Origin of the sequence: Rhodococcus sp. IEGM 1366 (genome assembly GCF_033142425.1) — a bacterium.
In the GTDB taxonomy this organism is placed as follows: domain Bacteria; phylum Actinomycetota; class Actinomycetes; order Mycobacteriales; family Mycobacteriaceae; genus Rhodococcus_F; species Rhodococcus_F globerula.
The window spans coordinates 514,991-538,246 of sequence record NZ_JAWLRZ010000003.1; the positions used below are offsets into that span (position 1 = coordinate 514,991).

23 protein-coding genes are annotated in these 23,256 nt (G+C 61.5%); 9 read left to right on the top strand and 14 right to left on the bottom strand.

The window, feature by feature from the left end:
• Nucleotides 1–4: 4 nt before the first annotated feature.
• Together ispD and R4P64_RS12125 are read right to left on the bottom strand one after the other, a co-directional pair.
• A complete protein-coding gene (gene ispD, locus R4P64_RS12120) occupies nucleotides 5–673 on the bottom strand; it encodes a 2-C-methyl-D-erythritol 4-phosphate cytidylyltransferase (RefSeq protein WP_317820961.1) in 669 nt (222 codons plus the stop codon).
• A 24-nt stretch (nucleotides 674–697) separates the two neighbouring features.
• On the bottom strand, nucleotides 698–1,186 hold the full coding sequence (locus R4P64_RS12125; RefSeq protein WP_033232561.1) for a CarD family transcriptional regulator: 489 nt from the start codon (nucleotides 1,184–1,186) through the stop codon (nucleotides 698–700).
• A 264-nt stretch (nucleotides 1,187–1,450) separates the two neighbouring features.
• On the opposite strand from R4P64_RS12125, the gene R4P64_RS12130 reads away from it, so the two are divergent.
• Both R4P64_RS12130 and radA read left to right on the top strand, forming a co-directional pair.
• The gene (locus tag R4P64_RS12130; RefSeq protein WP_033232562.1) at nucleotides 1,451–2,083 is read left to right on the top strand and encodes an LpqE protein; all 633 of its coding nucleotides are present in this window, start codon (nucleotides 1,451–1,453) and stop codon (nucleotides 2,081–2,083) included.
• Between the two features lie 97 nt (nucleotides 2,084–2,180).
• On the top strand, nucleotides 2,181–3,614 hold the full coding sequence (gene radA, locus R4P64_RS12135) for a DNA repair protein RadA (protein ID WP_116104130.1): 1,434 nt from the start codon (nucleotides 2,181–2,183) through the stop codon (nucleotides 3,612–3,614).
• A gap of 23 nt (nucleotides 3,615–3,637) precedes the next feature.
• On the opposite strand, the gene R4P64_RS12140 is transcribed toward radA, so the two are convergent.
• Entirely contained in the window at nucleotides 3,638–4,198 is a 561-nt protein-coding gene (locus R4P64_RS12140) for a PaaI family thioesterase (RefSeq protein ID WP_045068397.1), read from the bottom strand.
• Nucleotides 4,199–4,295: 97 nt separating this feature from the next.
• Between R4P64_RS12140 and disA the strand changes: the two genes are divergently transcribed.
• Entirely contained in the window at nucleotides 4,296–5,381 is a 1,086-nt protein-coding gene (gene disA / locus R4P64_RS12145) for a DNA integrity scanning diadenylate cyclase DisA (protein WP_033232701.1), read from the top strand.
• Between the two features lie 58 nt (nucleotides 5,382–5,439).
• Here the strand turns inward: disA and R4P64_RS12150 are convergent, their stop codons facing one another.
• On the bottom strand, nucleotides 5,440–6,171 hold the full coding sequence (locus R4P64_RS12150) for a DUF4232 domain-containing protein (RefSeq protein ID WP_045068394.1): 732 nt from the start codon (nucleotides 6,169–6,171) through the stop codon (nucleotides 5,440–5,442).
• A gap of 93 nt (nucleotides 6,172–6,264) precedes the next feature.
• Nucleotides 6,265–6,882 (bottom strand): carbonic anhydrase, encoded by a 618-nt coding sequence (locus R4P64_RS12155; RefSeq protein ID WP_033232570.1) that lies wholly within the window; start codon nucleotides 6,880–6,882, stop codon nucleotides 6,265–6,267.
• A 158-nt stretch (nucleotides 6,883–7,040) separates the two neighbouring features.
• Here R4P64_RS12155 and R4P64_RS12160 point away from each other — a divergent pair, with 158 nt between their 5' ends.
• Nucleotides 7,041–7,688: a TetR/AcrR family transcriptional regulator gene (locus tag R4P64_RS12160; protein ID WP_317820964.1), complete on the top strand. Its 648-nt coding sequence runs from the start codon at nucleotides 7,041–7,043 to the stop codon at nucleotides 7,686–7,688.
• 3 nt (nucleotides 7,689–7,691) lie between these two features.
• Here the strand turns inward: R4P64_RS12160 and R4P64_RS12165 are convergent, their stop codons facing one another.
• The 3 genes from R4P64_RS12165 to R4P64_RS12175 form a co-directional block, all read right to left on the bottom strand.
• Nucleotides 7,692–9,248, bottom strand: coding sequence for a long-chain-fatty-acid--CoA ligase (locus R4P64_RS12165; RefSeq protein WP_317820965.1), 1,557 nt, complete (start codon nucleotides 9,246–9,248; stop codon nucleotides 7,692–7,694).
• A 67-nt stretch (nucleotides 9,249–9,315) separates the two neighbouring features.
• Nucleotides 9,316–10,095, bottom strand: a complete 780-nt coding sequence (locus tag R4P64_RS12170; protein WP_116104133.1) for an SDR family NAD(P)-dependent oxidoreductase — start codon at nucleotides 10,093–10,095, stop codon at nucleotides 9,316–9,318.
• Complete coding sequence (locus R4P64_RS12175; RefSeq protein WP_317820967.1) at nucleotides 10,095–11,807, bottom strand: thiamine pyrophosphate-binding protein; 1,713 nt, start codon at nucleotides 11,805–11,807, stop codon at nucleotides 10,095–10,097. Before R4P64_RS12175 ends, R4P64_RS12170 begins: the two co-directional genes overlap by 1 nt.
• A gap of 102 nt (nucleotides 11,808–11,909) precedes the next feature.
• Between R4P64_RS12175 and R4P64_RS12180 the strand changes: the two genes are divergently transcribed.
• The 4 genes from R4P64_RS12180 (at nucleotide 11,910) to R4P64_RS12195 (ending at nucleotide 16,504) form a co-directional block, all read left to right on the top strand.
• Complete coding sequence (locus R4P64_RS12180) at nucleotides 11,910–12,845, top strand: IclR family transcriptional regulator (protein WP_045068383.1); 936 nt, start codon at nucleotides 11,910–11,912, stop codon at nucleotides 12,843–12,845.
• Between the two features lie 66 nt (nucleotides 12,846–12,911).
• The gene (locus R4P64_RS12185; protein ID WP_033236366.1) at nucleotides 12,912–14,318 is read left to right on the top strand and encodes a 4-hydroxyphenylacetate 3-hydroxylase N-terminal domain-containing protein; all 1,407 of its coding nucleotides are present in this window, start codon (nucleotides 12,912–12,914) and stop codon (nucleotides 14,316–14,318) included.
• A 35-nt stretch (nucleotides 14,319–14,353) separates the two neighbouring features.
• The gene (locus tag R4P64_RS12190; protein WP_033236365.1) at nucleotides 14,354–15,337 is read left to right on the top strand and encodes an NAD(P)H-dependent flavin oxidoreductase; all 984 of its coding nucleotides are present in this window, start codon (nucleotides 14,354–14,356) and stop codon (nucleotides 15,335–15,337) included.
• Nucleotides 15,338–15,352: 15 nt separating this feature from the next.
• A complete protein-coding gene (locus R4P64_RS12195) occupies nucleotides 15,353–16,504 on the top strand; it encodes an acyl-CoA dehydrogenase family protein (protein ID WP_317820971.1) in 1,152 nt (383 codons plus the stop codon).
• A gap of 60 nt (nucleotides 16,505–16,564) precedes the next feature.
• Here the strand turns inward: R4P64_RS12195 and R4P64_RS12200 are convergent, their stop codons facing one another.
• The 3 genes from R4P64_RS12200 to R4P64_RS12210 all read right to left on the bottom strand — a co-directional run bounded on the left by R4P64_RS12200 (nucleotide 16,565) and on the right by R4P64_RS12210 (nucleotide 18,524).
• Nucleotides 16,565–16,816, bottom strand: coding sequence for a WhiB family transcriptional regulator (locus tag R4P64_RS12200; protein ID WP_033236363.1), 252 nt, complete (start codon nucleotides 16,814–16,816; stop codon nucleotides 16,565–16,567).
• A 25-nt stretch (nucleotides 16,817–16,841) separates the two neighbouring features.
• Nucleotides 16,842–17,381 (bottom strand): HNH endonuclease, encoded by a 540-nt coding sequence (locus R4P64_RS12205; RefSeq protein WP_317820973.1) that lies wholly within the window; start codon nucleotides 17,379–17,381, stop codon nucleotides 16,842–16,844.
• A 363-nt stretch (nucleotides 17,382–17,744) separates the two neighbouring features.
• A complete protein-coding gene (locus R4P64_RS12210) occupies nucleotides 17,745–18,524 on the bottom strand; it encodes an enoyl-CoA hydratase (protein WP_033236361.1) in 780 nt (259 codons plus the stop codon).
• Between the two features lie 129 nt (nucleotides 18,525–18,653).
• On the opposite strand from R4P64_RS12210, the gene R4P64_RS12215 reads away from it, so the two are divergent.
• Complete coding sequence (locus R4P64_RS12215) at nucleotides 18,654–19,460, top strand: enoyl-CoA hydratase/isomerase family protein (RefSeq protein WP_092806076.1); 807 nt, start codon at nucleotides 18,654–18,656, stop codon at nucleotides 19,458–19,460.
• Between the two features lie 50 nt (nucleotides 19,461–19,510).
• On the opposite strand, the gene R4P64_RS12220 is transcribed toward R4P64_RS12215, so the two are convergent.
• From R4P64_RS12220 to R4P64_RS12230, 3 genes are read right to left on the bottom strand one after another with little or no spacing between them, the layout of a single operon-like run.
• On the bottom strand, nucleotides 19,511–20,605 hold the full coding sequence (locus tag R4P64_RS12220; RefSeq protein ID WP_045068371.1) for a CaiB/BaiF CoA transferase family protein: 1,095 nt from the start codon (nucleotides 20,603–20,605) through the stop codon (nucleotides 19,511–19,513).
• Nucleotides 20,602–22,149, bottom strand: a complete 1,548-nt coding sequence (locus R4P64_RS12225; protein ID WP_317820975.1) for an acyl-CoA synthetase — start codon at nucleotides 22,147–22,149, stop codon at nucleotides 20,602–20,604. Before R4P64_RS12225 ends, R4P64_RS12220 begins: the two co-directional genes overlap by 4 nt.
• Before the next feature lie 46 nt (nucleotides 22,150–22,195).
• The gene (locus R4P64_RS12230) at nucleotides 22,196–23,164 is read right to left on the bottom strand and encodes an NADPH:quinone oxidoreductase family protein (RefSeq protein WP_033236357.1); all 969 of its coding nucleotides are present in this window, start codon (nucleotides 23,162–23,164) and stop codon (nucleotides 22,196–22,198) included.
• Nucleotides 23,165–23,256 lie beyond the last annotated feature (92 nt).

Genomic DNA, 23,256 nt, shown 5'->3' on the forward strand with positions numbered 1-23,256 from the left:
GTCCTTACGAATCCGCATCCAGAAGTGCTCGGGCAAGTACAAGGTCGAGTGGCGTCGTGATCTTGAAGGCATGAGCTTCACCGGCGATGGTCTGTACGGAAACGCCGAGTCGCTCGACCAACGACGCGTCGTCCGTTGCCGCCAGATCGCCGGCATCGTAGGCCTCGCGCAATACCTGCGTGGAAAAGCCCTGGGGAGTTTGTACCGCACGAAGTTCGCTGCGAAGCGGAGTACCGGTAACCATGCCGAGAACATCGACGGACTTGATGGTGTCCGTGACCGGCAGCACGGGAATGACCGCAGCGCTGCCCGCCTTCAGTTCTGCGACAACCCGCGCAATCATCGCCGGCGGAGTCAAAGCTCGCGCAGCATCGTGCACGAGTACGAACTCTGCGTCTCCGGCCACCTCGAGCCCGGCCCGCACGGAATCCGTGCGCTCTGCTCCACCTGCAACCACGTCGACGTCGTCGCTACGCCCGAGATCAGCCTTGACTGATCCGAGAAGTTCAGGCGGCACAATCACAACAACGCGGTCGACCGCTCCGGATTTCCGGAGCCCGTCAACCGCGCGTGCAAGCATGGTGCGCCCACCGAGTTCGACGAATGCCTTGGGTATTTGCTCACCCAAGCGCAATCCCCGACCTGCGGCAGGAACCAGTGCGACTACCGACACTGTCAGCTTTGTTGTGGTGTTGGTTCAGGACGCGGTCGCGAGGACCTCGTCGAGAATGATCTCAGCCTTTTCGTTGTCAGTGCCCTCGGCGAGCGCGAGCTCCCCGACGAGAATCTGACGAGCCTTGGCAAGCATGCGCTTCTCACCAGCAGAAAGCCCACGATCCTGCTCACGACGCCACAAGTCACGAACAACCTCGGCGACCTTGTTCACGTCACCTGAAGCAAGCTTCTCGAGGTTCGCCTTGTATCGACGAGACCAGTTGGTGGGCTCTTCGGTGTGCGGTGCACGCAGAACCTGGAAAACCTTGTCGAGGCCTTCCTGGCCGACGACGTCGCGAACTCCGACGTATTCTGCGTTGTCTGCGGGAACTCGAACTGTCAGATCGCCTTGAGCAACCTTCAGAACGAGATATTCCCTCTGCTCACCCTTGATGGTGCGGGTTTCGATAGCTTCGATCAGCGCCGCACCGTGATGGGGGTATACGACGGTGTCTCCGACCTTGAAAATCATGTGTCCCGTGCCCCTTTCGATTCCACTAGTTTAACACGTCGAAGAACCAGCCATGCATCAACGGCGCAGGTCAGGGGCATCCTTGCTCGAGCGTAGGGGTTGACAGTGCCTGTTGGACGTGCATTCAACCAGCGTCGACGGCCTGTTCACGGCGGCGTGAAAGCCCACGCGGACAACCGTTGTGGCTACCCAGCGACCGGCCCGCGAGAGCTGACTACTACTCTGCCTAGTGGAGTGCGAACCTGACGCCCTGGAGGACAAACCGTGACTGCTATCCGCAAGCCGACTCGCCGAGTCGCTACCGCCATTGCACTGGCTGCAGGCGCAGCCATCGCGCTGTCCGCATGCGGCTCGGGACAGGTGAGCCAGACTGCCGTCCAGCAGGCCGCCGTGAACGGCAACAGTGCCACCGTTGGTGACATCGCCCTGCGCAACGTGCATATTGCTTACCCCTCGTCCGAGGAATACAGCATCGAACCCGGCGGAAAGGCCGTGCTGGCCTTCACGATCGTGAACGAGAGCACGGAGACGACCGACAAGCTGGTGAGCATCACCACTGACTACGCTGCAAGCGTTGTCGCCGGTGAAGAGGTCGCCGGATTGGTGCTCAAGCCGCAGACATCCCTGCAGGCCGGAGAGCTTCCCGCGGGCGAGTCCGCCGAGGCCGAAGCCGAGAAGCAGATCGAGAACAAGGACCAGAACACAGACGCTCCCGCAGCGCTCGTGCTCGTGGTCCTCGAAGACATCAAGGCCGGCGTTCGCCCGGGCCTGACCATCCCGATCACCTTCACCTTCGAGAAGGCCGGCCCCGTCACGGTTCAGGTTCCTGTCGATGCGGGCCCACAACTCGAGCGTGACGTATCCGAGAAGTCACCGGTCGAGGGCTCAGGACACTGAGCTTGTAAACCTCAGGCGGACACTGCGTTTCGCCAAGGTCACGAATTGCCACACTAGAGGCGGGGTCCATGTCGGACCTCGCCTCTAGTCTGTTCCGGTGGCCAAAGCGAAATCGAACTACCGGTGCTCCGAATGCAAATCCGTCGTGCCCAAATGGGTCGGCCGCTGCCCCGAGTGCGACACGTGGGGCTCCATGTCCGAAGTGTCCGTCGTCGCTCCGGTCGCCAGTCGCGCGGGGGCATCGCTCGCCAAGGCCGGATCGGCCGCTGTCCTGCCCACCACACCCGCCACTCCGCTCACCCAGATCGACAGCCAGAGCACCAAGGCCAAGCCCACCGGGATCGGTGAACTCGATCGAGTTCTCGGCGGTGGTGTTGTTCCCGGGTCGGTCGTCCTGCTCGCCGGGGAACCTGGCGTCGGCAAATCCACGCTGCTGCTCGAGGTCGTCTACCGGTGGGCGATGCGGAGTCCGCAAGACCGCGCGCTGTACGTCACCGGAGAGGAGTCGGCCGGGCAGGTCAGGCTCCGGGCCGATCGCACCAATTCCGTCCACGAACGGATGTATCTGGCTGCGGAAAATGATCTCGCGACCATCCTCGGCCACGTCGAGCAGGTCAAACCCACCCTGGTGATCGTCGACTCCGTGCAGACCATGCTCGCGGCCGACGTCGACGGCGTTGTCGGTGGCGTCACACAGGTCAAAGCGGTCACCAGCGCACTCACGTCGTTGGCGAAGTCCAGCGGAATCCCCGTACTCCTTATCGGCCACGTCACCAAGGACGGAGCCGTGGCCGGCCCACGGTCGCTCGAGCATCTCGTCGACGTTGTCCTACATTTCGAAGGAGACAAACACTCCACGCTTCGCATGGTTCGCGGCGTGAAGAACCGATTCGGAGCAGCCGACGAGGTGGGTTGTTTCGAACTCACCGAACAAGGCATCAACGAAATCAGCGATCCGTCCGGATTGTTCCTCCACCATCGGGAAGAGATGGTGGAGGGCACTGCTGTCACCGTGATGATGGACGGCAAACGCCCGCTGCTCGGCGAAGTACAGGCGTTAGTGGCTCCTACCCCACTCCCCACTCCCCGCCGCGCTGTGAGCGGCCTGGACACCGCGCGCGTCGCCATGGTTCTGGCGGTACTCGAGCGACGCGCCGGAGTATCGATCGCCAAAGCCGACGTCTACGCGGCAACCGTGGGAGGCATGCGAATGACGGAACCAGGTGCCGATTTGGCCCTCGCCATTGCCGTCGCCTCCGCGGTGAAGGGAAAGCCAGTTCCCAAGGGAATGGTGATCCTCGGCGAAGTCGGACTCGCCGGTGAGGTTCGCCGAGTTGCCGGCGTCAACCGACGACTGATCGAAGCTGCCCGATTGGGATTCACGAGCGCAATAGTGCCGGTCGACTCCGGGCCGAACATTCCCGGCATGCGAGTCAACGAAGTGACGAACATCGCCGAAGCTTTGACCTACGCCGGTTTGCTCGGCGGCAAGCAGGGCGCGCCTCGACCCAAACTCACCCCCGTCAAATGACGGAGGTGAGCAGCGCAGGGCAATCAGACAGACGAGGTGCCGAACGGCGAGGTCGGAACGCCGTCCACAAATTCCTGGGTCTTGGCAAAATGCTCGGCCGTGATGGTCAGGAACAGTCCACGCGACGTTCCGACAATGACGTCCGGATCAGCCGCCGGACCTTCGACGATGACAGCTTCTGCGCTGGTGTAGACCTTGCGGCGAACGGTGCCCTCGACGCGAGCCCGGAACTCGAGAACCGAACCAAGCGGAATCGGCCGAGCAAAGTCGATCTCGAGGTGACCGGTCACCACCGGAGTGCCGAGGACCATGCATGCCACGCCCTGCACCTCGTCGAAAGCGGTGGAGAGAATTCCGCCGTGAATGACTCCGGGTCCACCCTGGTACTTCTTCGCGACTTCGAGGCGTCCGGTCACTTCGAGGCCCTCACCCGCCTTGAAACTCATCGCCATCCCGGCCGGCTGATCGTCGCCGCAACCGAAGCACTTCGACCAGTGCTGAGGCAACTTCTCACCCGCCGCCGGGAAGAATTCGACGGGCACGGGCACGGTCAGGTCGTCAGGCAAAGTCCAGGAGCTACTCACGGATAGGTAATCTAATCGAAGGATCTGCCAGTACCAGCTATCGGACCCGGACTTAGTGACATCGACCTCAGCAGGGAGTTTCTCAATGATCAGTGCGATGGCGGATCCCCAGTCGTCGCCGGCGTTGAGAGAAACCATCGCCAGATTGGCCCCAGGAACCGCGCTGCGCGACGGCCTCGAACGCATTCTTCGAGGTCGCACCGGCGCCCTGATCGTCCTCGGTTACGACGACGAGATCGAAGCGCTCTGCGACGGTGGTTTCAACCTCGACGTCGAGTTCGCGCCCACCCGCCTTCGGGAACTCTCGAAGATGGACGGTGCCGTGGTGCTGTCCACGGACGGCTCGCACATCGTCCGCGCAAATGTTCAACTCGTTCCGGACCACAAAATCCCGACCGTCGAATCCGGCACTCGGCACCGGGCAGCGGAACGCACGGCAATCCAGACCGGATACCCGGTCGTGTCGGTAAGCCAGTCGATGTCGATCGTGAGCGTCTACGTCGGCGGCATCAGACACGTCATCGAAGGTTCCGCCACGATCCTTTCCCGGGCAAATCAAGCCGTTGCGACACTCGAGCGATACAAGGCACGCCTCGACGAGGTCACCAGATCGCTGTCTGTCGTCGAGATCGAGGACTTCGTGACGCTGCGCGACGCACTGACAGTGGTGCAGAGACTCGAGATGGTTCGACGCGTATCGCTCGAAATCGAACAGGACGTCCTCGAACTCGGCACCGACGGTCGCCAGCTCGCCCTTCAGCTCGAAGAACTGGTCGGCGACAACGACATTGCGCGTCAGCTCATCGTTCGCGACTACCTTGCCGGCCCCGAGCCGGTCGGAACCGCCGCGATGGACAATGTGCTCGCTGCCCTGGACCGTGTCACCGATGCCGATCTCCTCGACCTGACAACACTCGCCCGAGTGCTCGGTTACCCGGGCACGATCGAAGCCCTCGATACCCCGATGACACCCCGCGGATACCGGGTTCTCATGCGGGTACCGCGGCTTCAGTTCCATCAGATCCACCGATTGGTCGGATCATTCGGCACCTTGCAAGCTCTGTTGGCTGCTACTGCGGCCGACCTTCAATCAGTCGAAGGTATCGGTGGGCTGTGGGCCCGTCACATCCGCGAAGGTCTGTCACGGCTCGCCGAATCTTCGATCACCGGTTCGTTCAACTAGGCGATATTGAACGGCTCCGCGCCGCTACTAGGCGATATTGAACGGCTCCGCGCCGCTACTAGGCGATATTGAACGGCTCCGCGCCACTACGTAGTGCACCGAGCTGGCCGACCACGGTGTACGCGCCGGGACCCACGGGATTGCGCTGCGGATTCTGCGAAGTGGCGCAGTCCGGAGTCGACGTCGTGGCGGACCAGGCAACCTTGAAGGCGGCCTGCTCACCCGGTTCGAGGTTGCGCACATCCGGAGCAGGCTGCGGGTAGCAGTCGACGTTGGACCACAGTCGGTTCTTACCGTCGATGCTGTAGACAAGCACCTGCTGGAGTCCACCGGCCAGGTCGCGATCACACGCGGCGGAACCGATGTTCGTGATGACAATCGTGAAGGTCGGTTCCTCACCACCGGCGAAGGTCGGCTTGTCTGCGGTTGCCTTGACTGCGAGGGACGAGTCGGCACACTGCCCAGCAGGCACCGGAGCCGCACTGGTCGCCGAGGTTGTCGAACTCGCAGCAGCGGACGTCGCAGAACCATTCGAACCGGAATCACCACTGCCGCCGCCACCGTTGCCGCCGGAGCTGTTGCTTCCTGACGGGTTCGGCGTGAACGACACCTCCGACGTCAGTGAGGAAGTCACGGCCGCGGCATCTGCTTCGGCAGGATCGTCTCCCCCACCGACCAGTGCGGAAATCGCCCAGATCAGCAACACCAGGGCGATAACGGCAGCACCGATGGCCAGAGCCCGGCGACGCCAGTAGATCTGAGGGGGCAGTGGTCCATTCGGTTCCAACACGGTCTCAACGGTAGTTGGCGAAAGGCTCACAAACGGTCAGCTGAGACGGCGTGTCGGCACCGTGTGACGAAGGACTGCGGGGATTATCCCGGCCTACTCGCCGATTTCACCTACTACGCCCTGCAGGCGCATGTGTCCGTCGGACAGCGTGTAGGTGACACCTGCGATCGCGCACTCTCCCTTGGCCACCTTGTCGGCAATGATTCGTGACCGCTGCATGATGAGCGAGCCCGTCTCGACAACGTGCCGGCCCTCGAGTTCGTCGACAGTCTTCAGGCCTTCGTTGCGTCCCATGAGAATGGAAGGCGCAACGCGTTCGATCACACTGCGAATGAAACCGTCTGGCACTGCGCCCTTGTCGAGAGCGTCGAGCGTGGCTTTGACGGCGCCACAGCCGTCGTGCCCGAGCACAACGATGAGAGGCACGTTGAGAACATGGACGGCGTACTCGATGGAACCGAGAACAGAATCGTCGAGCACGTGACCTGCAGTGCGGACGACGAACATGTCACCCAACCCCTGATCGAAGATGATCTCGGCGGCAACACGTGAATCACCACAACCGAACAGCACGGCGGTGGGGTGCTGTTCGTTGACCAGCTTCGCGCGATCCGCGATTCCCTGGCTGGGATGGATGGACTCGCCGCCCACAAATCGCTCGTTTCCCTCACGGAGGGACTTCCAGGCGGACTTAGGACTTGAATTCGGCATTTCAATATTGTGCACCCGCCGCGATTTTCCGACACATCGGGAAGGGCCTGGTCGCGGAAACCAACCGCCTTGTCCGTAGTCCGGCGCCCGAAGGAGCGCGGACCTCCGCAGCGTACGATCCCCCCAGGCCTTATCGAACGATAGCTAATGGAGAAGTCATGGTCACGAAGAATTCGGCGAAAACCGCCACCACCGAGGCCAGTTGGCGACTGATCGAGCCACTCGAACTGAGCCCCATCCTCCAAGCTGCCCTCGAAGGATTCTACGACAACGGCTTCCACGGCACCTCCGTGCGAGACATCGCGCGTCGCGTCGGTGTCACGATTCCTGCGCTGTACTACCACCATCAGAGCAAGGAAGGGATCCTCCTCGCGCTCTTGGAGATCTCGACCGGCGACGTGCTCGCGCGTGCACACACCGCATCGGCCGACGGCGGTGACGACCCGTGCGATCAGCTCACGAATGTCGTCGAAGCAATCGTGCTGCGCATGACAACCCGATCGCGCCTGGCGGCCCTCGAAGGTGAGGTGCGGTACCTCAGCCCCGAGAACCGGCAGCGATACCGCGTTGTCCGCAAGGGCATCGAGGAACTCGCCCTCGGCATCGTCAGCGATGGCGTCGAACGAGGAGTGTTCTCTGTCGCCGACACAGCCGAGACCACTCGCGCACTACTCGCCATGTGTCAGTCCATTCCGCGGTGGTACCACGCGGAAGGCGAACTCAGCCCGGAGGAAGTCGCCAAGAAATACGCAGAGATCGCCCTGAACACGGTGGGATACAAGCCTCGCCGCAAGCGGACTCGCTAGTTCTCACAGTGCTGCGTACTGCGCTCGAAGTTCGCGCTTGAGTATCTTTCCGGTAGCGCCAAGTGGAAGTTCAGCAACGACGTCGATCGATTTCGGGCACTTGTATCCGGCGAGACGTGCTCGCGTGAATGCGAGTATCGCGGTGGCATCGAGTTCGTGACCTGCAGCAGCGACCACCACCGCCTTGACTGCCTCACCCCAGACCGGATCCTCCACTCCGACAACGGCAACCTGTGAAACGCCGGGATATTCGGCGATCACAGATTCGACCTCGACGGGGTACACGTTCTCGCCACCGGAGATGATCATGTCTTTGATCCGATCGGTGATGTAGACGTATCCATCGTCGTCGATCCGTCCGACATCGCCGGTGTGAAACCAACCGTCTGCATCGATCGCAGCCGCCGTCTCAGTCGGACGTTCGTAGTAGCCCTGCGTAATCTGCTCGGATCTGATGCAGATCTCCCCCGACTCTCCAAGTGCTACTGACTCTCCAAGCATTCCTTCGGATGTTCCCGCGCCCACAACCTTCAACTCCACCCAGGGGTACGGCTTGCCCACCGACCGCAACAGCGAGACTCTCTCTCCGTCAACCGAATGGTCGGCCGCATCGAGTTGTGTTACAGCTCCGTGCGTTTCGGTCAAACCGTAGACCTGAAACAGCGGGGTGTCGAATGTGTCGAGAGCTCGCCTCAACACTGCCGGTGTGATCGGCGAGGACCCGTAGGCGATAGATCTGAGCGCTGCAAAATCTCGGTCTCGCGCGCCCGGTACTTCGACCATCATCCCGATCACGGAAGGCACCAGGAATGTATTCGTGATGCTCATGGTCTCCAACACGTCCAGCAGGTCAGGCGGCGTGAACTCCGACAGGATTACGTTGTGCGCGCCGTTCGCGAGACCGACGAGGACCCAACCCAATCCACCGATGTGGAACAGCGGCATCGCACACAAGCTGACGGATGATTCGTCGAATCCCCACGGGCCACCGGTCTGTGTGCACGCCCCGAGGTTCCGGTTCGACGTGAGAACACCTTTGGGCTTTGCCGTCGTACCGGACGTATAGAGTTGCAGAACAACGTCATCCGAGCCTCCACGCCAACCGGGATCCACCGCGCTCGCACCAGCCAATCGAGCTTCGTAGTCCAATGGGCCGGTGCCGTCGATCTGAACCAACCGCTGCATCGGCGCTCCGGATTCCCGGACTGCGGAGACCACCCCGTCGAATTCACTGTGAAAGAACAACACTTGCGCTTCCGAATCGGCGAGCACCTCGGCGGCCTCCACACCGGACAATCGCCAATTCACCGGGATGGTCACTGCCCCGATCTTCGCCGCGGCCAGCACTGCCTCGACCACCTGCGTGGAACTTCTGTCCACGACCGCCACCCGAGAGCCCGGACCACAACCGAGCGCGATCAGAACATTCGCAAGCCTGTTTGTTCGAATGTCCAACTCCGCGAAAGTGATCGAACCATCACGGCCAGTCAGAGCAAGGGCGTCGGGGCGAGCAAGAGCATGACGACGACTCTCGTCGGCGAGGCGGTACTCCGTAATCATGTGAGTAGATCTTTCTCAGTTCGAAGGAGCGGATTCATGTGCGGCAGGGCAGCCTCGAAGCTTGCCGCTACGACAGGGCCCCGAGGTGTTTCATGACATCGGGGTACCGACGCAAATGCGCACCGCCATTGACGTCGAGAACCTCCCCCGTTGTCCACGACGACGCGTCGGAGGCCAGGTAGAGCACAGCTTCCGCAACATCGCGCGGCGACCCGTTACGTCCGAGCGGGGTGTTCTCCGTGAAATCTGCCTGGATGACCGGGACAGATGTCAGCCCCTCGACAAGGGGTGTCTCGACCAGACCGGGTGAGACGGCGTTAACCCTGATTCCGCGCTCACCGAGCTCGAGCGCTGCAACCTCGGTGAGCATGGCGAGACCTGCTTTGGCGGAGCAGTATCCCGCAAACCCTGCGGCAGCCTGGCGTGCGTTCAGAGAGGTGATCGAGACGATCGCTCCCCCGGCCTCCATCGCTCGGGCAGCATGTTTGATGACGAAGAACCCACCGGTCAGGCAGATATCCACCGTGCGCCTCCACGTATCGGCGTCCAACTCGGTGATGAATCCGGGCAGATTCAAGCCGGCGCAGTTGACCGCAATGTCCACCCGACCGAGCCTCGCCCGAGTTTCTTCGAAGACCGTGCGAACCGATTCCTCGTCGACAACATCGACGCACACGGCTTCGGCTCCCCTGCCGAGTTCGACGGCGCGGGACCGTCCACCGTCGACATCGATGTCACCGATCACGACAGTTGCGCCTTCTGACGCCAGCAATTGCGCTGTTGCCCAACCGATGCCGGATGCTCCGCCGATGACAACCGCTACTTTCCCCGCAACACGTGTCGACATCAGCGAGGAATGTTCTCGTAGTAGGGGACCACGATTTCGTCCGTGCTGGTGACGTCGCCGAGCATCATTGCCGTAATGGGGTGGACGACGTGTGGATCCACCTCGACGTTGATGCACGCGGGCACCCCGGCATCGAATGCGCGCTTCATCGCGTCGGCGATGGATGCAACATCCTTCACTCGCTCGCCGTACCCGCCGAAGGCCTCGGCAACCTTCTCATATGCGCTGTCCGCGAGCTCTGAGACGACGATACCTTCATCCCCGTACACAGCTTCCTGACCATGGATCGACATCCCCCACACTGCGTTGTTGAATACCACTGTCACAACGGGTATTCCGTGACGGGCCATGGTGTCGAATTCCTGGATGTGGAATCCTGCAGCACCGTCGCCGGTGATCAGCACGACGGGCGATTCCGGGCGCGCACGATGTGCGCCGATGGCAAATCCCGGCCCGATTCCCAGACAACCGAGATATCCGAGGCGCAGAACGCCACCCACTTGTTCTGTCGTCGTGAAGAATTCACCCCATGACGGCGCCTCGGCACCGTCCATGACAAAGGTCGTGCCGGGAGGGCACGCCTCTACGATCGCGCGCGCCGCAAAGTACGGATGCGCCTTGCCGGTCTGCGTCTGCTCATCCGTGAATCCATGACGATGTGCGTGCTTCGCACTGGTGGCGGCCTCGACCCAGGTCCTCCAGTCAGGCCATTGACGTTGATCAGCAGCAGTTTTCAACGCAACGAGCGCCTCGCGGCAGTCGGCGAGGATCGGAACCTCGACATCCTGCATACGTCCGATTTCGGACGCGTCGACGTCGATCTGTATCAACCGCGCGCCAGGGAACAAACTGGTGCGCCCGCCGGTGAACATTCCGGCCCGGGCTCCGACTATCAGCACTACGTCGGGAGTGAGCTGTCCGAGCGCAGGGAAAGACCCGATCGCCAACAGTCCACCGCCGGCGAGACGATGACTTGCGGGTATCGCTCCATCCGACTTTCCCGGGTAGAACACAGGTACATCCACTGCTTCCGCGAACGCCACCAGAGCCTCGCCGGCGCGGGAGAACGTGACACCACCGCCGATGACTATCGCAGGATTGTTCGCTTCGCCAAGAACATCGAGTGCGGCTTCGACGGCCGAGGCAGTTGGACCGGGCCGGGCGTCGACTGTGTAGTTCGCGGGGAATCTCACGGCGTTTTCGTCGGCCTCGCCGAACATCACGTCGATCGGAACTTCGAGCAGTACCGGACCCGGAATTCCGGTCGTAGCCTTACGAATAGCCAGAGCAACGATTTCGGGCACGCGTGCGGGGTCGGTGATGCGATAGGCCCACTTGGTCACCGGTGTGGCCGCTGCTATCTGATCGAACCCACCTTGCAGCGGATTCGTCTCGGTCTCGCGCATCGGCGGAGCCCCCACAACGAAGATGGTCGGGGTGCGATCGAGGAGCGCATTTGTCAGCGCGGTGTAGACGTTGGTAAAGCCAGGACCGGACGTGACGACACAAACGCCGTACGTCCCGGTCACCCGCGCGTAGGCGTCGGCGGCATGTCCGGCAGTGGCTTCGTGACGGGTGTCGGTGAGGCGAATGCCGTTTCGCCGACAGGCAACGAGGAAAGCATCCAAATGCCCTCCGTGCAGGGTGAATACCTCGGTAGTTCCAGCTTCGGCCAGGGCTCTGGCAAGTAGTTCGCCACCATTGACAGTCATGTGTTGTCCTTCCGGAAATCATGGCGCTTGATTAACGATCGCTAAGTATCTGAACAGTAGCGTGGGTCACAGTGCGGCGCCAGAGTGGCATTATGCGAACACATGGCACGTAACTCACCGCAAACCGATCGCATCGTCATGCTCACCGAACTGTTGGCATCCGATCCCAAAACGGGGCGAAGCCTCGCCGACATTGCTCGGCACCTAGGGGTCGCAAAGGCAACCTGCTATCCCATGGTCGTCGCGCTGGCGGAGTCGGGCTGGCTCGTCCGCCATCCCGTTCGCAAGACGTACCAACTCGGCCCCGCCCTGGTCCCGATCGGTCAGGCCGCCTCTCGCGCAACCGATGTCGTCGATCTCGCCCGAACCGTCATGCATGAATTGGCCGACACGTCAGAACTGGCATGCCTGGGATTCATCCGGTCAGGCGCCGATCTGGTTGTCGCAGAAGTTGTTCAACCGATCTCCGGACGCAGCGGAACGCTCGGACTACGCGTCGGCGACAAGGTGTTGATGGCACCACCATTAGGCGCCGCACTGGCAGCTTGGTACGGGCAGGATCAACTCGACGAGTGGCTTCAACTCGGTACAAAAGCCCTGAGCACGGAGACCGACTTTTTACAGGCAGAGTACGAACCGATCCTCGACACTGTCCGGGAGCGCGGATTTGCCGTGGAATGCCTTTGGCAACAGGACCGTTCGATCTCCGATGCGGTCGCAGAGTTGCGCACACCGGGGGTTGGCGGACAGCGGGCCGCGCTCGCACTGAGAGAGGCACGTCGACTGCTGTCCGCGGACGTTGCCGTGGGAACAATCGACCCGAACGCGCACTACCAACTGCTGTCCGTGAACGCGACCGCATTCGATCAAGACACATCACCCGCACTGATTCTCTGCCTGGTCGACGCACCGTCATCCGTAACCGGGGAACGCATTACCGAACTCGGCGTACTTGTGCGCGAAGCCGCCGAACGGGTCACCACGCTGATGCATGGCCGTTCACCCAACCCATTGACATCTGAAGACCGTGCAACATAGCTTATATAGCGATCGCTAAGCTATGTTCAGAGCAATAACCGCGACCGAAGAGCAAGGAAGTATCCCGTGGGCATACGGTCCAGTGACCAGTACCGAAAAGGCCTCAACGACGACCGTCGGGTCTTCTACCGAGGGAAGAAGATATCCGACGTCTACGCGGAGCCTGAACTGACTCTTGCAGTGGATCATTCGGCACTGTGCTACGACATCGCCGACGACCGACCCGACCTCGCGATCACCGAAGTGGATGGCGAACCAGTCAGCGCGTTCTACGTCGCACCGAACTCCGCCGAAGACCTCGTGCGCCGCGGAGCACTCATCGAAGAGGTATCACGACGCGGCGGCGGAACCATCGTCCTCAAAGAGGTCGGCAGCGACGCATTGTTTGCACTCCTACGCGCCACCACCGGCGAAGGGCTCGACAACGCCCGCGCCTTCTACCAGCGGGTGTGCGAAGGCGACCTGTCCCTGGCCGTCGCCCAAACCGACGTCAAAGGCGACCGTTCACTCGCGCCGCGTCAACAGGCCGACCCCGACCTCTACCTGCACATCGTCGACGAAGACGCCGACTCCATCACCGTGCGCGGCGCCAAATGCCACACCTCGTTCTCCGCGAACGCCGACGAGCTCATCGTGCTACCCACCCGCGCCATGGGACCCGACGACGCCGACTACGCGGTCTCCTTCGCCATCCCGATCGACACGCCGGGCCTCGAACTGTACGTCTCCCCGTACGCTGCCGGGGAACGCAACTCGTTCGAGTTCCCGATCTCCACGAAGCACAAGCTGCTCGAATCGCTCACCGTCTTCAACGACGTACGCGTACCGAAGAATCGGGTCTTCCTCAACCGCCAACCCGAACTCGCCGGCCCGCTCGCACTGGCTTTCGTCGACTACCACCGCTTCACCGCCATCAACTACAAACTGCCACTGCTCGACATCATGGTCGGCGCGGCATCGCTGATCGCCGAAGCCAACGGCATCAGCAAAGCCGGCCACGTCAAAGGCAAGATCACGGAACTGATCACCTGGAGCGAAACCGTCCGTGGGCTGGCGCAACTGGCCGCCGTCCGGTCCAAGCCGGGTGCGCACGGCGTTCAGCAGCCCGATCCGCTCGCCGTCAACATGGCCAAATACCACTTCGCCCACGGATTTCACAACGCGGTCGCAATACTCACCGACCTCTCGGGTGGCCTGCTCGCCACCGGTCCCGGAGGCGAGGACTGGGACAACCCCGACATTCGCGCAGTACTCGAAAAGTATTACGCTGCAGCAGTTCCTGCCGAAAAGCGTTTGAGGCTACTCAACTTCATCGCCGACCTCACCGCCCGCGACTACGGCGGATACCAATCCGTACTCGCAACCCACGCAGAAGGCTCACTAGAAGCCGAGAAACTGCAGATCGCACGCTCCTTCGATTCCACGAAGGCACGAAACTACGTCAGCGACCTGGCCGGAATCAGCCACCTCTGACCGACTTCCACTCCGACGCAACAGCAAGGACCCTCATGATCTCAACAGCATTCACGGAAACGTTCGGTGTTCGCCATCCCATCGTGCAGGGCGGTATGCAGTGGGTAGGGCGAGCGGAACTCGTTGCTGCCGTAGCCAATGCCGGCGCACTCGGATTCATCACCGCATTGACACAACCGACACCCGCGGACCTGGCCAACGAAATCGCCCGCTGCCGTGACCTCACCGATCAGCCCTTCGGCGTCAACCTCACGATCCTGCCGTCCATCACACCGCCGCCATATGACGAGTACCGCCAGGTGATCGTCGATTCGGGCGTGAAGATCGTCGAGACCGCCGGCTCCAACCCCGGACCGCACCTGCCGATGTTCCACGACGCCGGAATCAAGGTGCTCCACAAGTGCACCACCGTGCGCCACGCGGTGAAGGCTCAGGACCTCGGTGTCGACGGCATCAGCATCGACGGCTTCGAATGCGCCGGTCACCCCGGCGAAGACGACGTAGCCGGGTTGGTTCTGATCCCCGCAGCGGCAGAGAAGATTTCGATTCCGATGATCGCCTCCGGCGGATTTGCCGACGCCCGCGGACTCGTCGCCGCCCTTGCTCTCGGCGCCGACGGCATCAACATGGGCACACGCTTCATGTGCACCGTCGAATCGCCGATTCATCAGAACATCAAAGAAGCCATCGTCGCCGCCGACGAGACCCAGACCGAACTCATCTTCCGGCCACTGCGCAACACCGCTCGCGTCGCCAGCAACACGGTCAGCCGCGAGGTGGTCGACATCCTCTCACGTGGAGGACAATTCGAAGACGTCCGCGAACTGGTCGCCGGCGCCCGCGGACGCACCGTCTACGAGAAGGGCGATCCCGACGCCGGCATCTGGACCGTCGGAACCTCGCAGGGACTGATCCACGACATCCCTACCGTCGACGACATGGTGCAGCGCATGGTCTCCGAAGCCGAGGACATCATCGGAGCGCGTCTGCGCTCGATGACCGAACGCGTTTCCGTCTAGGACAGGAGGGGAAGTATGCGTCGCACACTCTTCACCGAAGATCACGAAGCCTATCGAGATTCCGTCCGCGAGTTCATCGCCCGTGAGGTGAGCCCACACTACGACGACTGGGAAGAAAACCGTCTCGTGGACCGATCGGCATGGCTTGCCGCCGGTAAGATGGGCATCGTCGGCTTGGCCGTACCCGAACAGTACGGCGGGTCAGGAGAACTCGACTACCGCTACCGTTACATCGTTGCCGAAGAGATCGCCCGTAGCGCCACCACTTCGTTCGGCGCCGGGCTCGGACTCCAGGACGATATCGTCATCCCGTACATCGCCGATCTCGGTACCGACGAGCAGAAACAACGCTGGCTTCCGGGAATGGCTGCCGGAGAGATCATCTGCGCCATTGCGATGACCGAACCGGGAACCGGTAGCGATCTGCAGGGCATCAAGACGACTGCCGTTCGTGACGGAGACGACTGGATCTTGAACGGCCAGAAGACATTCATCACGAGCGGTATCCATGCCGACATCGTGATCGTCGCTGCCCGTACCGATCCCAGCGCAGGATCGCGCGGCTTCAGCCTCCTGGTCGTCGAACGTGGGATGGAAGGGTTCACCCGCGGTCGCAAGCTCCACAAAGTGGGTCTTGCAGGCCAGGACACAGCCGAATTGTCATTCGAGAACGTCCGTGTTCCGGCAAGCAACCTACTCGGCACAGAGGGCGGCGGACTCATCCATTTGATGGAACGACTTCCCCGCGAGCGACTCTCGATTGCGGTCAGCGCAATCTGCGTGGCACGTGCAGCCTACGAATGGACCAAGGCCTATGCCTTCGACCGCCGTGCCTTCGGAAAGCCCATCGGCGACTTCCAGAACACACGATTTGCGCTCGCCGAGATGCTCACCGAAATCGACGTGACACAGGCGTACGTCGACAATGCAGTCCTGGCGATCAACGACGGGGAACTCTCCGCCGTCGAAGCGGCGCAGGCAAAATGGTGGGCAAGTGAACTACAAAAGCGTGTCGTGGACCGATGCGTCCAATTGCACGGCGGGTACGGCTACATGATGGAATACCCGATTGGGCGAGCTTACGTCGACAGTCGAATTCAAACGATCTACGGTGGGACCACCGAGATCATGAAGGAGATCATCGGTCGGGACATCGCCAAGAACTGACAGGCGTTGAGACGATCGAAACCGTCGGACCCACACCACTGGTATGGGTCCGACGTGCACTCAACGGACAATCTTGCCCTGCCGGTACTCACAGCCGCCCCAGACCCCGGTCTGCGCAGTATCGGCCGCGTAGGCGCCGCACGCGATGGTGATGGGGCACCGGGCGCAGGTCTCGGCCGCGTAGTCGAACGCCTCACTCGGGTGGGGGAACCACCGGTCTGGGTGCCGATCACCTCGGCAGGCGGCGACGGCCCAGTCTCCGACCTCCTCCGAGACAGGCAGCAGGTCAGCCAAGGTCATCATCGTCGTCATGGGATGTGCCTCCTTCCAAGGCGATTCAGAGATGAGGAGTCAATTCACGCCAGATCGTGTGTTGGCGTTTGCGGTCGGTGCGAGGCGTTCGAGGTACCCAGAGGAGCGGCATGCCTGACTCTTCCGGGGTCTGATCGGACTTGGCGTTATTGCAGGTCAGGCAGCACGCTACGAGGTTCGACCAGCTGTTGTTTCCGCCTCGGCTACGTGGGTACACGTGGTCGACCGTCGTCGCCCCCGCCGCGCCGCAATACGCGCACCGATAGTGGTCTCGCGCCAGAACGCCGGCGAAACTCGCGCGGGTGTCGTCGTCGATCGTCGGACGTGGCGGGGTGTGCACGTACTCGAACAGTTGGATGGTCCGCGGCAGCGGGATTGCCACATGCTGGGAGCGCACGACGAAGCGCGGAGAGTGCTCGACCAGAGTGAGTGCAAGATCCTCGACGAGCAGCACGACCGCGCGAGCGGCTGGTACGAGGTCGAAGTCCTCGTAGGTGGCGTTGAGGACTCGCACGTGCGCGTTCATCCAGGTGCGGGTGGTGATGGCGATAGGTGGGCGAGGCATGACAATCGACAACCTTGTTCTCTCACAGAGGGAGTGGTGGTTCTCGAGGTGTGACGTCCGGGGTGGCCGAGGTCGGCCGTGAGGTCACCCGTTGGGTGAGCTGGTATCGGGACGCGCACGCCCCGAGTGGTGGGGCTTCAGCACATGCGGAATCCGGCGGCCGTGCCGGAGTTTTCCGCCAGCCGGTCCAGGAAATGAATCATCGACTGCGACTTGCGGTACGAGTACAAGCTGGCGTGCATTCGAGCGTCCTTCCTGATCGTGTGCGTCGGCTGTGAGTCACCCAGTGTGCCACGTCAAAGCTGAGATGTATTGCAAATATTCACGGACGGCAACCCGTCCCTCAGTTCACCCGGCCTACTGCTACCCGCCGAACACCGCCGCCCGCTTGCCTTGGAACGCCGCGACACCTTCCGCAAAATCAGCACCGGCGAGTAGTGAGATCTGTCCGGCACGCTCACGCTCGAAGGCAGAGTCCAGTTCGGTCAGGGTGGCGTCGTTGATCGCGTCCTTGGTCTGCTGGAATGCCTTGCCCGGCCCGCTACCCAGGCGACGAATCAGCTCCGCAAGCTCGTCGTCGAATGCGTCGTCCGGGCAGACCTGCGAGATCAGTCCACTGTCGAAAGCGTCTCGTGCCGAAAGTTTTTCCGCCAGGAGTGCCATTCGCATGGCCCGAGCCCGGCCGATCGAAGCCGCAACAAGAGCTGTTGCACCGCCGTCAGGCATCAAGCCCACCTTGGTGAAGGCGAGCAGGAGGTAACTGGACTCCGCAGCTAGGGTGAGATCACACGCCAATGCCAGTGAAACACCCACTCCTGCAGCGGGACCTCGCACCGCTGCGATCACGGGGGTGGGGAACGACCTGATGGCACGCGCCAGGTCGTTGGCGGCATCGATGGTGTCCGCGGAGGGCGGACCCGACAACACTGCATCAGCCAGGTCCGCCCCGGTGCAGAATGCTCTGCCTGCTCCCTCGAGTACCGCTACCCGTACGTCGCCGCGACGCGCGTGATCGTCGAAGATCGTAGAGAGATTCTGCAACGCTTCGGTGTTCACCGCATTCATTCGATGCGGGCGGTTGATCACAACACGAAGTACGCCGTTGTCATGGGTCGAGTAGACGTCTGGTCGTGTTGCAGTCATGTCGGGTCCTTGTCGTTCAGGCAGTCGTCCGGTCGCGGCAGGAAGCGGCGACGGAAGGGTCTTGCCGAAGTAAGCGATTCACTGATATTCATACCTTAGCGAGCGATAAGTAACAAGGAGAAACAGACTATGTCCGACCTACTCGAAATCAGTACACCGACGCCGGGCATTGCCCTGCTCACTCTCAATCGACCCGAACGACTCAACGCGCTCGACGTCCATCTGGTCGCGGCACTAACTGCAGCGCTGGACGACATCGCGTCGGATAGAACATGTCGTGTCGTGGTCATCACCGGTGCGGGACGAGCGTTCTGCGCTGGGCTCGACCTCAAGGGCTACGGCGACTCCGAGCGAGACGAGGCAGAAGGCAGAACCCTTGCGGCGTTCGGACGACAGCAGGACATTGCACATCTGACCGAGCGAATCAATTCACTCCCCCAGCCTGTGATCGCCGCGGTGAACGGGCCGGCGGCGGGTGGCGGACTAGCACTCGTCTGCGCCAGTGACATCCGGATATCCGCACCCGAGGCAGTATTTGCGGTCTCGTTCATTACCGCCGGATACTCGGCGTGCGATATCGGCGTCTCGTGGTTGTTGCCACGCATCGTCGGGGCCGGCAATGCACACGAACTGATGCTGACCGGGCGTCGATTCGACGCCGCGCATGCGCGATCCATCGGGCTCGTTTCCCAAGTTGTCGACTCGGAAAACCTTCTCACCGAAGCACTTCGAATCGCCGGTGAGATCCTGAACAATCCGCCGGTCTCGGTCGAGATGACAAAGAAGGGCATGTGGTTGGCACTGGAAACCCCGACCCTGCATGCGGCGATCGAGTTCGAGAACCGCCAGCAGGTCATTACCGCTCTCACCGAGGACGCTGCAGAAGCTACTGCGGCATTTCTCGAGAAGCGGGCTCCGACCTACCGGCGGCGTTGACGACCTGGGGGGAACCTGCCTTCAGGCCCCCATTTCAGGTGCCCACCACTTCAGGCCCCAAGCCAGTCGCTCAACACGGCTGCTGTATCCGCGCCGGGTTTGGGCGCCCCCGCGGGCTGAGTCGTTGCTGTCCGGGAGAATCGCGGTGCCGGCGCCGACTGCACTATTCCGTCGGCTTCGACCAAAGTTCCACGGTGCGCCAGGTGTGGGTGAGTTGCAGCTTCCGCCGGACTCAGCACCGGCGCAACGCACGCATCCGTCGATTCGAAGAGCGCCGTCCACTCGTCACGTGTACGTGCGGCAAACGCTTCTGTGAATCGCTCGCGCAGTTCAGGCCAGCCATCCTGATCCATCTGTTCGGGCAATGACGCGGGATCGAATCCCAGACCGTCGAGCAGCGCTCGGTAGAACTGCGGCTCGAGTGCACCGACAGCAACGAACTTGCCGTCCGAGCAGCGATACGTGTCGTAGAACGGAGTCGAACCGTCCAGCAGATTGGTTGCGCGAGAATCACTCCACTGCCCGCTGCCCCGCAGCGACCAGATCATCTGTGCCAGTACTGACGTTCCGTCGACTATGGCCGCGTCGATCACCTGGCCTTTACCGGACTTCTCGCGTTCGTACAGCGCGGAGACGATTCCCAGGATCAAGAACATCGAGCCACCACCGAAGTCGCCCACGAGATTCAACGGGACCACGGGCTTGTCGGCTGGGCCGATCGTATGGAGGACACCGGTCAGCGCAAGGTAGGTGATGTCGTGCCCCGCGCGCTGAGCGAGTGGGCCGTCCTGCCCCCAACCCGTCATGCGGGCGTAGATCAGTCGGTCGTTGATCTTCCTGCAGTCGTCCGGACCGAACCCCAGCCGTTCAGTAACGCCGGGGCGGAAACCTTCCACCAACACATCGGTTTTCGCAATGAGGGCCCTGACGAGTTCCCGTCCCGCGTCGGTCTTGAGATCAGCCTCGATCGAGCGGCGACCGCGCAACAATTGGTCCTGATCCTTGGGCGAGATTTCCAGCCCGCCCGACGGACGTTCGACGCGGACGACATCGGCTCCTAGATCGGCCAGCATCATCGCAGCGTGCGGTCCCGGCCCGAGGCCGGCGAACTCCAGTACGCGCACTCCATGCAACGGGCCGCTCATCGTGCGCCGGCATTGTCTGAATAACGAGCACGCAGTGTGCCTTTGACAAGTTTTCCGGTAGGGGTGCGCGGAAGATCGGTGCTGAACACGAGCCGCTTCGGCAGCTTGTACTTCGCAATCTGCCCCCGCAGATGATCGAGCAATTCGTCGCGAAGCGCATCATCTGCTTCCAGTCCGGGAACAGGCTCCACAACTGCCATCACGATCTCGCCCATCTCGTCGTCGGGAACACCGATCACTGCCGCATCCAACACCGACGGATGTTCGATCAGCGCGTTCTCGATTTCCTGCGGATAGATGTTCACACCACCGGAGATGATCATGAACGACTTACGATCAGTCAGGAACAGATAACCGTCCTCGTCGACATACCCGACATCACCCGTCGTTGTCCACGTCGGATGCGCGGGATGCTGTGCCTCCCGGGTCTTTTCAGGGGCATTGTGGTAATTGAAGGGAAGTGCATCACGTTCGAAGTACAGGGTGCCCACCTCCCCCGCAGGCAGATCCTCACCGTTCTCGCCGCAGATATGCAGAACACCCAAGGCCGCCTGGCCCACCGTTCCCGGTTTACGCAACCATTCGTCGGAATGGACGATAGTCATACCGTTCAACTCCGTCGACGAGTAGTACTCGTCGAGAATCGGGCCCCACCACTCGATCATCCGACGCTTCACGTCAACCGGGCACGGCGCCGCAGCATGCACCGCCAGACGCAACGACGAAATGTCGTAACGCTCTCGCGTTTCCTGTGGAAGTTTGAGCATCCGAACAAACATCGTCGGAACCCACTGGCTGTACGTCACGCGGTACTTCTCGATGTACTCGAGTGCCTTCTCTTCATTGAACCTGTTCATCACCACGACGGTTCCGCCCAACGCCTGTACCGATGCACAGGTACGAAGCGGCGCAGCGTGATACAGCGGAGCCGGCGAAAGATAGACATCGGAATCCGTAACGCCCCAAGCAGTCTGATTCATCACCGTCATCTGATCACCGGCATCCTGAATCTGACGATCAGGCAACGCAGGCTTGATCCCCTTGGGCCGACCGGTCGTTCCCGACGAGTACAACATGTCGGCACCACGAGGCTGATCCGGCAACGGCACATCGGACTCGAGCGCCGCCGCCGCGTCGAGCGAGGCATATCCCTCGAGCTCGCCGCCGAAGGACAACCGAATCACATTCGCCGGAATGAGATCGGCCAATGTTCCCGCCAATTCGGGTAGCGCTGAATCGACGATGACAATCTTGGCGTCACAATCCTCGACAATGTAGGCACCCTCGGGAGCGGTCAAATGCCAGTTCACCATCGTGAGATAAACACCCGACCGCATGGCGGCCCAGTAGATGTCGAACACTTGAATGTTGTTGGTCGCGAGTACCGCCAGATTGTCGCCGCGCCGCAAACCCAATTCGTGCAGAACACGCGCGATGCGAATCGAATTCGCTTCCAACTCCGCAAACGTCACCACCGCACCGGTCTCCGCGACGATGACAGCAGCTTTGTCCGGGGTTGTTGCGACATAGGCTCCGGGGTACATGGTTTTCACTCCAAGGTTTCGTTCACGAAAGATGAATGGTTCCAGCTCATTCGAAGGACAGAGCCACTTTTCCGACAGCAGACCGGTCTTTCAGGGATGTCAACGCATCCACGGCACGATCTGACGGATAGAGAGTCGGTTCGGGCACTCGCAGAACTCCGGACTCGAGCAAAGGGTAAAGCACATTCCATTGACGGGCAAGGTATCCGGGATCGGTTCGCAGATACTCACCCCATCCGGCGCCCATCACCGAAATATTGTTCAGCAGAAGTCGATTGACCTTGACAGTCGGTATCTCACCGCCAGTGAAGCCCAAGACGATCAGGCGACCGTTGGGAGCGAGACTGCGCAAGCTGTCCGTGAAACGATCACCACCGACGGGGTCGAGAATGATATCGACGCCGCGACCGTTCGTGATCTCGCGAACTTGATCTTTCCAGCCGTCAACCAAGACGACATGCGATGCTCCCGACTCGGCAGCCAGTGCGGCCTTCTCCGGCGTGCTCACGACCGCAATGGTTTCGAGCCCGAGCGCGGCAGCGACATGCAATGCGGCAATACCCACTCCACCTGCAGCGCCGTGAACCAACACCGTCTCACCAGCTCGATACCGAGCTCGCTCGTCGAGCGCGAAATGCACAGTCAGGTAGTTGACCAGAAATCCGGATCCTGCTGTGAGAGAAACGGAATCAGGGAGCGGGAAGACCGAGGACGGCTTCACGACCACAGTACGCTGCCAGGATCCGTCCTCCGTGGACAACACAGCTACGCGGTCACCCGGGGACAGATCCGACCCTGCCGGCACACTACGAACAACTCCCGCGCCTTCCAACCCGAGAACACATGGCAAGTCACGCGCCATCTGATAACTGCCGGTGGTCTGCAGAAGATCCGGAAAACACACTCCGGCGGCATGCAGATCCACCACTACCCGCGTCGGGTCTGTCGGCTCGGCGATATCCACCGAACGCAACCCTTCCGGTCCGATCAATTCGGCTAGCTGGACCGCGTGCATACATGCTCCTCGTGGTGATCCGACATCTTTGACTGTTCGGGCACGCCCGTGATAACAGTTTAACGAGCGCTAGGTAAGACTTTACGACGAGA